The sequence below is a fragment of the Neobacillus terrae genome (assembly GCF_011393025.1).
GTDB lineage: Bacteria > Bacillota > Bacilli > Bacillales > Cytobacillaceae > Neobacillus_A > Neobacillus_A terrae.
On record NZ_JAAOEO010000017.1, the window covers coordinates 84,709 to 93,220 of the forward strand.

General features: G+C 39.1%; 6 protein-coding genes. 5 read left to right on the forward strand and 1 reads right to left on the reverse strand.

All coding sequences use genetic code 11. From position 1 onward, the window contains the following. The first annotated feature begins 166 nt into the window (after window positions 1–166). The 3 genes from G8761_RS19850 to cls all read left to right on the forward strand — a co-directional run bounded on the left by G8761_RS19850 (window position 167) and on the right by cls (window position 4,917). Entirely contained in the window at window positions 167–2,479 is a 2,313-nt protein-coding gene (locus tag G8761_RS19850) for a glycoside hydrolase family 65 protein (RefSeq protein WP_166029706.1), read from the forward strand. After that, window positions 2,479–3,150, forward strand: coding sequence for a beta-phosphoglucomutase (pgmB, locus tag G8761_RS19855; protein WP_166029707.1), 672 nt, complete (start codon window positions 2,479–2,481; stop codon window positions 3,148–3,150). Before G8761_RS19850 ends, pgmB begins: the two co-directional genes overlap by 1 nt. 249 nt (window positions 3,151–3,399) lie before the next feature. Further along, on the forward strand, window positions 3,400–4,917 hold the full coding sequence (gene cls / locus G8761_RS19860) for a cardiolipin synthase (RefSeq protein ID WP_166029708.1): 1,518 nt from the start codon (window positions 3,400–3,402) through the stop codon (window positions 4,915–4,917). Between the two features lie 179 nt (window positions 4,918–5,096). Here cls and G8761_RS19865 read toward each other — a convergent pair whose 3' ends face one another. Then, on the reverse strand, window positions 5,097–5,756 hold the full coding sequence (locus G8761_RS19865) for an FMN-dependent NADH-azoreductase (RefSeq protein ID WP_166029709.1): 660 nt from the start codon (window positions 5,754–5,756) through the stop codon (window positions 5,097–5,099). A 222-nt stretch (window positions 5,757–5,978) separates the two neighbouring features. Here G8761_RS19865 and gndA point away from each other — a divergent pair, with 222 nt between their 5' ends. Both gndA and G8761_RS19875 read left to right on the forward strand, forming a co-directional pair. After that, window positions 5,979–7,391, forward strand: a complete 1,413-nt coding sequence (gndA, locus tag G8761_RS19870) for an NADP-dependent phosphogluconate dehydrogenase (protein WP_166029710.1) — start codon at window positions 5,979–5,981, stop codon at window positions 7,389–7,391. A 59-nt stretch (window positions 7,392–7,450) separates the two neighbouring features. Beyond that, complete coding sequence (locus G8761_RS19875; protein ID WP_027320558.1) at window positions 7,451–7,828, forward strand: PH domain-containing protein; 378 nt, start codon at window positions 7,451–7,453, stop codon at window positions 7,826–7,828. Window positions 7,829–8,512 lie beyond the last annotated feature (684 nt).

Below are 8,512 nucleotides of genomic sequence, written 5' to 3' on the forward strand. Positions count from 1 at the left end.
AATGTCTCTGTGCAAACGATTTCTTTTTTTGCTGTTTTACATAAATATTCACTTTTATTTTAAGAATAATTGTTTATAATAGATACATAGATTGGAAACGCATTTATTTTTTTTGAACTTTTAGGAAAACGGTTGCGCAATAAAATTAGCTAAAGGATGAAAATAGATGAAAAGACTATTTGAAGTGGACAATTGGAAAATTGTTGAAACTGAACTCCGTAAAGATGATTTTCGTCTTGCTGAGAGTTTAACAAGTCTTGGTAACGGACATATGGGCATGCGCGGCAATTTTGAAGAAACTTACACAGGCGATTTTCACCGCGGGTCATACATTGCGGGAGTCTGGTTCCCTGATAAAACAAGGGTTGGCTGGTGGAAGAATGGTTATCCAGAATATTTTGGCAAGGTGATTAACTCCATCAATTATATTGGTATTCGTGTTTTACTAGAAGGACAGGAAATTGACCTTTATAAAAATGAGGTTAACGAATACTATCGTGAACTTGATATGAAGCATGGTGTTCTAACCCGACGATTTGCTGTAAATCATGGCGGAAAAATAACAGAAGTTGAGGCAGTTCGCTTCCTGTCCATTGCAGAGCCGGAACTAGCTGTTATTAAATATTCTGTAACTCCTAAAAACTATGAAGGTGAAATTACCTTCATCCCGTACATGGATGGGGATATCCGCAACGAAGATTCTAACTATGATGAAGATTTCTGGACTGAAATCAGCAAGGGGATTTCTGAATATCAGGGCAGCCTGGTCATGAAAACAAAGGATAATCCATTTGGCACACCAACATTTAAAGTGGCAGCTTCAATGAAGCTTGATGTTAAAGGCAATGTTGATTCTGTTTCAACTGCACTTAAAAATGAGTACGTTGAAAACACCATCATAGCAAAAACAGCAAAGGGAGAATCAGTAACACTTTACAAATATATTGCTGTTACAACAGACCGTGACTATTCTGAAAAAGAACTTCTCCAAAAAGGTGAGGAGGTTCTGGCAAGAAGTACAGCTAAAGGTTTTGAAGAATTACTTGAAGAACATAAGAATGGCTGGCTAAAGCGTTGGGACATTGCTGATATTGAAATTGATGGAGATGAAGTAGCTCAGCAAGGTATTCGTTTTAATCTGTTTCAGCTTTTCAGTACCTATTATGGTGAGGATGCAAGACTAAATATCGGACCAAAAGGATTTACAGGGGAAAAATACGGTGGTGCAACATATTGGGATACAGAGGCTTATGCCATTCCTTTTTACCTGTCAACAGCTTCTCCTATCGTGTCTCGAAATTTACTAGTCTACCGGCACAACCAATTAGAAGGGGCTTATCACAATGCCCGCCAGCAAGGTCTTAAAGGTGCTCTTTATCCAATGGTTACTTTTACAGGTGTTGAATGCCATAATGAATGGGAAATCACTTTTGAGGAAATCCACCGGAATGGTGCAATTGCTTATGCTATTTATAATTATGTGAACTATACTGGGGACAAAGAATATTTAAATGAATATGGTATAGACGTTCTTACAGGTATCTCCCGTTTCTGGGCTGACAGAGTACACTACAATAAGAAAAAGGATCAGTACATGATTCATGGTGTTACAGGGCCCAACGAATACGAGAATAATGTCAGCAATAATTGGTACACCAATACAATTGCAGTCTGGACATTGAAGTATACCCTTGAGGCAGTTGAATACCTGCAGAAAAATGGGTATGGCAAGCGGGTCGAGGATTTAGGGATTGATGGCGCGGAAATCGGAAAGTGGACAGAAATTATTAAAAAAATGTACTTCCCGTATGATGAAGAATTAGATGTATTTGTCCAGCACGATACATTCCTTGATAAAAATTTGATGACTGTTGATGAGCTAGATCCGGCAGAACGACCTATAAATCAGAACTGGTCATGGGATAAAATTCTTCGCAGTTGTTTTATTAAGCAGGCGGATGTACTCCAAGGTGTGTACTTCTTGAACCACGAATTCAGTGAAGAAGAAAAGCGCCGGAATTTTGAATTTTATGAGCCAATGACTGTTCACGAGTCTTCGTTGTCACCTTGTGTGCACTCCATTCTTGCTGCAGAGCTTGGCATGGAGGAAAAAGCGTATGAAATGTACAATCGTACTGCACGCCTCGACCTTGACAATTACAATAACGACACAGAGGATGGACTCCATATTACAAGTATGACTGGCTCATGGCTTTCAATTGTCCAGGGGTTTGCAGGAATGCGTACAGCTAACGAAACCTTATCGTTTGCGCCGTTTATCCCTGAAGCATGGGATCGGTTTGCCTTTAAAATTGTTTACCGCGGCCGTTTAATCCATGTAGAAGCTACAAAAGATGAAACAGCGATTACTCTGGATGGTCCAGCTCTCACTATTAATCTATATGGCGAAGATGTCAATATCCAAGAAAATGGCCGGGTAATAGCTGTGGCTAAACAAAAATTGGAGGAAATACTATAATGTCACAAATGTTAAAAGCTGTTATTTTTGACCTGGATGGGGTTATTACAGATACAGCAGAATATCATTATCTTGCCTGGAAAGCATTGGGTGAGGAATTGGATATTCCTTTTACAAGGGAGTTTAATGAGGAATTAAAGGGAATATCAAGAATGGATTCACTCGAAAAAATACTTGTACTGGGCGGCCGCGAGAATGATTTTACTTTGGAAGAAAAAAAGATTCTTGCTGACCAAAAAAATGTCCACTATTGCAGGCTTATCGAAGATATCACCCCGGCGGATATACTTCCAGGCATTAAGGAACTAATAACTAAACTAAAGGCAGACGGTTTAAAACTTGGGCTTGCTTCAGTCAGCAAAAATGCGTTTACCGTTATGAACCGCCTGGAACTGACTTCCCAGTTTGATACTATTGTGGATGCAGCAAAGGTTTTGAAGGGAAAGCCTGATCCTGAAATATTCCTGACAGCAGCAAAGCAATTAAATGTTGATCCTTCAAATTGCGTTGGAATTGAGGATGCAGCGGCCGGAGTGGATAGTATTAAAGGTGCCGGAATGTTAGCAGTTGGAGTCGGTAACAGTGAAACATTGGCGAAAGCTGATCTTATCTACCCAAATACTGAATCTATTTCTTTAAGTGAAATAAGAAATTCATTTGAAAATAAATAAACTAGAAGAAGAGAGCCACCGGAATTTGGTGGCTTTTTCTATTTAAAAATTTATAGCTTGTTTCTCGGACCAAACCCTGAGTTTGATCAATAAGCTGTCCTTTAATGCTCCAATTACCCTTCTACCTGAAACCATACCGGACGTTTAATATAAAGTAGATTTTTTGTGTTTTTAATGAATGTTTCTCTTTAAGGGAGTTAAGGGTAAAGGTAACTGTGTTGCTATAAAACTTTTGGGCTGGAGACTGCTATGAATAAAAAAAAGAGAAGAATGGAATTTTTATTTGTTATTTTACTTGCAATATGTGTTTATCTCATGTTTTTTACCGGCTATCCTTTTTATATAAAACTGATAGCGGGTATTTTTTATCTGGCGATTATTATGGTCAGTATTTTTTCTCTTATACTGGAAAACAGGTCTGCTCCCCACACTTTATTGTGGATGTATGTTTTATTCTTCCTTCCGCTTATCGGTTATATATTTTATCTTTATTCGGGACAGCTTTATTTAAAGGGGTATCTCTTTCAGACTAAGCGAAGAAATGACAGGGAGGCGTGGGAGAAGCTTACCAGGACAGAAACGAAACCTGACTTGAACTTTTTACTCGACCAGCAGCGGTCCTTTGCGAAATTTGCGGAGAATGCTTCGGTTACTCCGATTAGCATTGCAACGAAGGCGTCCGTCTTAAAGAACGGAGATGAGACTTTTACTGAAATAAAAAATCGTCTTCAGAAAGCTAAAAAGTTTATTCATATTGAATATTACATTTTCAGGTCTGACCGTCTCGGTAAAGAGATTATTGATATCTTAATTCAAAAAGCAAAGGCCGGAGTGGAAGTTCTTTTTATTTTCGATGCTGCGGGAAGTTTAAGCCTCTCGGCTAAAGATATTGCCTTAATGATGGAGGCGGGTATTAAAGTTCATCCATTCTCTCCATTAAAATATGGCTTTTTTAATCAGAAATTCAACTTCCGCAACCATAGGAAAATTATCATTATCGATGGGGAAATAGGATTCGTAGGCGGCCTGAATGTGGGGGTTGAATATCTAGGACAAGACAAAAGAATTGGTCACTGGCGAGACACTCATATGGTTTTGGAAGGGGAGGCTGTATTCAACCTTCAGGCTGTTTTTCTACTCGATTGGGAGTATCTAAGCGGAGAAAGGGTTCTTGAAAGTTACAGCGCGAACAGGCTTCCTGTCCAGGAAGGTGAGATTGATGGAGCCGTCCAGGTTGTTGCCAGCGGACCTGATACACAGCAGGGCATTATGAGTGACTTTTATTATTCTTTAATTTCCAGTGCGACACAGTCGATATGGATTGCCACACCATATTTTGTTCCTGATGAGTCTATTCGAACAGCTTTAAGAGTGGCTGCTGCCAAAGGGATTGAGGTAAGGATAATGGTACCGGAGATTAATGACAGCTTTTTAACTCAATATGCAAGCCGTTCCTATTTTCCTGAGCTTTTACGCTATGGAGTAGAGGTCTATTCCTACCAAAAAGGATTTTTACATCAAAAACTTATAATAGTAGATGGAAATCTTGCGTCAATTGGAACTGCCAATATGGACATGCGCAGCTTCCATTTAAACTTTGAGGTTAACGTTTTTCTTTATGGCTCCAGTGCGATTCGGGACCTCGTAGCTCACTATGAGGAAGATATGAAGGACAGCGAAAGAATTCGTCCTGTAGAGTTTTACAAAAGAGGTATTATTAATCGTTCAAAAGAGTCATTTGCAAGACTGTTTTCTGGCGTACTATAACTATAAGGAAAAAGCTGCATTTTATAAAATGCAGCTTTTTAAAACTGTCTAGCTCAAGCGCCAAAGCTTTTTCAAAAAACCTTATGTTCAGCTGGTCGCAAAGCTGCTGACAGTACTTCCGAAGATGCATATTCAGTCTTAGTAGTTGCTTCGCTGAACAAGCGTTTCCGCATTTCTTATTAAATCATAATCGTTCCTTTTGCCATTTCTTTGGCTGCGGCTGCAGCTTGTACTTTGGCAGCTGCAACAATTTCCGGAACCCTTTTAGGGTATAGATCAAATGCTTCAGCTACAATTGTTTCCAGTACTTCAATACCAAGGAATCTTAATGCAATTTTTAAATAACGGTCGCCGGATTCCAGCTCCTGCATCGGCGTTCCGATATATTGGCCGCCCCGTGTGTGGATGTGTACAGCTTTTTTATCTGTCAAAAGTCCTTTGGCTCCGGTTGGAGTATAGGCAAATGTTTTTCCGGAAACAAATAAATTATCAATATAAGCCTTTAAAACTGCAGGGGAGCTTAGATTCCAAAGTGGGGAGACAAATACGTAATAATCATACTCTGCGAATTCATCAGCAACAGCACGCATTTTTTTAATTTTTTCTCTTTCAGGTTCAGTCAGCTGGTCCATCGTATAACCGTAGCCAGCCAGCTTACCTCTGGCGGATACAAGATCCGCATCCATATGTGCTAAATCATATGAAAACAAATCGATCCTCTTAATTTCGGTTTTTGGCTGTTCCTCTAAAAAAGAGTTGAGGAAGGTTTCCCCTATTTGCAGTCCTTTTGATTTTTCAATACCCTTTGGATTAGCTGTAATATATAGAAGTTTCATCATATTTTCAAGCCCCTTCACTTAATACTCTCTTATCCATTATATAAAATGGCGGAATGCTTAAAATTGAACAATCGATGTCTTTTCTGAACATTGAGTGTCTAAAGGGCTAACAAAACTTAACATTTTGATTCCTCGATACTTTTGGATATAATAGAAATATTTCAGTGTACAAAAAATAACATTACATAATTTATGTTTTGCATCATGAAGGGATGATTTGAATTGGAAAGACAGAATGTTGGAGTAGTTGGAGTAGGAGTAATGGGAAGAAGCCTTGCACTAAATTTTGAGAGCAGGGGTTTTTCTGTTGCTGTTTATGATTTATCCAAAGAAAAAATAAATGAAATTCTTGAAACTAATAAGGAAAAGAATTTAACAGGAACTAATAATGTTCAGGAGTTTGTTCAATCTTTGGAAACACCACGAAAAATTTTATTGATGGTTAATGCTGGGGTTATTACTGATAAAGCTATCGAGAGCCTGGTTCCATACTTGGAAAAAGGTGATATCCTGATCGATGGCGGAAACAGCTATTTTGAGGAAACCATTCGAAGAAATAAGGAACTTGAGGAAAAAGGAATCCTCTTTATTGGCGCTGGGGTTTCTGGAGGAGAAGAAGGTGCCCTTACAGGACCGGCCATCATGCCAGGCGGGCAGAAAGAAGCATACGAGAAGGTTGAAGACCTTTTAGTATCCATTTCTGCAAAAGTAAATGGAGATCCATGCTGTACTTATATTGGACCTAACGGTGCTGGCCATTATGTGAAAATGGTTCATAACGGTATTGAATACGGGGATATGCAGTTAATTTGTGAATCATACCATTTATTGAAAAACATCCTTGGTTTATCCGCTGAGGAGCTTCACAAGGTATTCAAAGAGTGGAATAGCGGTGAACTTGACAGCTATCTTATTGAAATAACTGCAGACATTTTTACAAAAATAGATGAAAAAACAGGTTTGCCACTCGTGGATGTTATCCTTGATACAGCCGGTCAAAAGGGAACAGGTAAGTGGACAAGCCAAAGTGCTCTGGATCTCGGAGTGCCTCTTTCCATTATCACTGAATCTGTTTTTGCCCGATTCCTATCAGCAATGAAAAGTGAAAGGGTAAAAGCAAGCAAAATTTTAAGAGGCCCTTCACAGGCGAAGTTTTCCGGAAACAAAGAAGAAGTTATTGAATTAATCCGAAAAACTCTTTATTTAAGTAAAATTATTTCCTATGCACAAGGTTTTGCTCAATTGCAGAATGCTTCTAAAGAGTATGGCTGGGATCTTAAGCCGGGCGAGATTTCAATGATTTTCCGCGGGGGCTGTATCATTCGTGCAGGATTCCTTCATAAAATTAAGGAAGCATACGACCGTAATCCTGAACTTGAAAATCTTTTGCTGGATCCTTATTTCCAATCCATAGTGGAAAACTATCAGGAAGCGGCAAGGGAAGTCGTTGCTATCGCTATTAAATCTGGTATTCCAGTTCCGGGATTGGCAAGTGCTCTTTCTTATTACGACAGCTATAGATCAGAGGTTCTTCCTGCTAATCTTCTTCAGGCACAGAGAGATTATTTTGGCGCCCACACATATCAAAGAGTGGATCAGGAAGGAACCTTCCATACGAACTGGCTTGAAAAATAATACCTCTTTCTCAGGGGAAGGTGTAAAATAAGTTCGAGGTAATAAAAGGGGGATATGCAATGGGGCTTTTTAACGGATTAATGGGAAATGCTTCAGAAGTGAGTGTTTCTGAAATACAAAGAGATTTTGTTCAAATTCTTTCTCCAAATGAAAGAATTGAAAAAGCATATAAGCTCATAAGGGACTTGTTTATTTTTACAAATAAACGCTTAATCCTTGTGGACAAGCAAGGCATAACCGGCAAAAAGGTGGAATATCACTCCATTCCTTACAAAAGCATAACTCATTTCAGCATTGAAACCGCAGGAAACTTTGATCTAGATGCAGAGCTTAAAATCTGGATTTCAGGAAATGCTCTTCCTTTACAAAAGCAATTTAACAAAAGCCTTAACATTTATGAGCTTCAAAGTGTTCTGGCAGAATATGTCCTTAAATAAAAAATGACAGCCACTTTGGCTGCCAATTAGACTGTAGGCAGACTCGAAAATTTGGAGTTTACCTACAGTCTTTTTTCTTTTAATTAAACTAAACAGTCTAGGTAGATTCGTTACGGGTGGACGCTTTCCGCTGGCGGGGCCGAGCCGCTTCCCTCGCTACGCTCAGTCAAGGGTCTCGACTATCCCGCTATTCCTGCTGGAGTTGCCACCCTTGACATCAATCAAGTTAAATTAGCTTACTACATCCGAGTTGATTTAAGCAGAAGCTCTTGGCTCCTGGGTATTTATTGATCCTTTTTTGACTTATTGTAGACATTCCGCCTCTTTCTATGGACGTCTTTGTCCTCAAGGAGGCTTATTGAAGACATTGAACTGCTTTATATCAAGAAGTTTGTCCTCAAGATGGCCATTTAAAGAATGTATATCTGTTTTTTTGATCCTTTTTTGACTTATTGGAGACGTTCCGCCTCTTTCTATGGACGTCTTTGTCTTCAAGGAGGCTTATTGAAGACATTGAACTGCTTTATATCCAGCAGTTTGTCCTCAAGATGGCCATTTAAAGAATGTATATCTGTTTTGTTGATCCTTTTTTGACTTATTGGAGACGTTCCGCCTCTTTCTATGGACGTCTTTGTCCTCAAGGAGGCTTATTGAAGACATTGAACTGCTTTATATCAAGAAGTT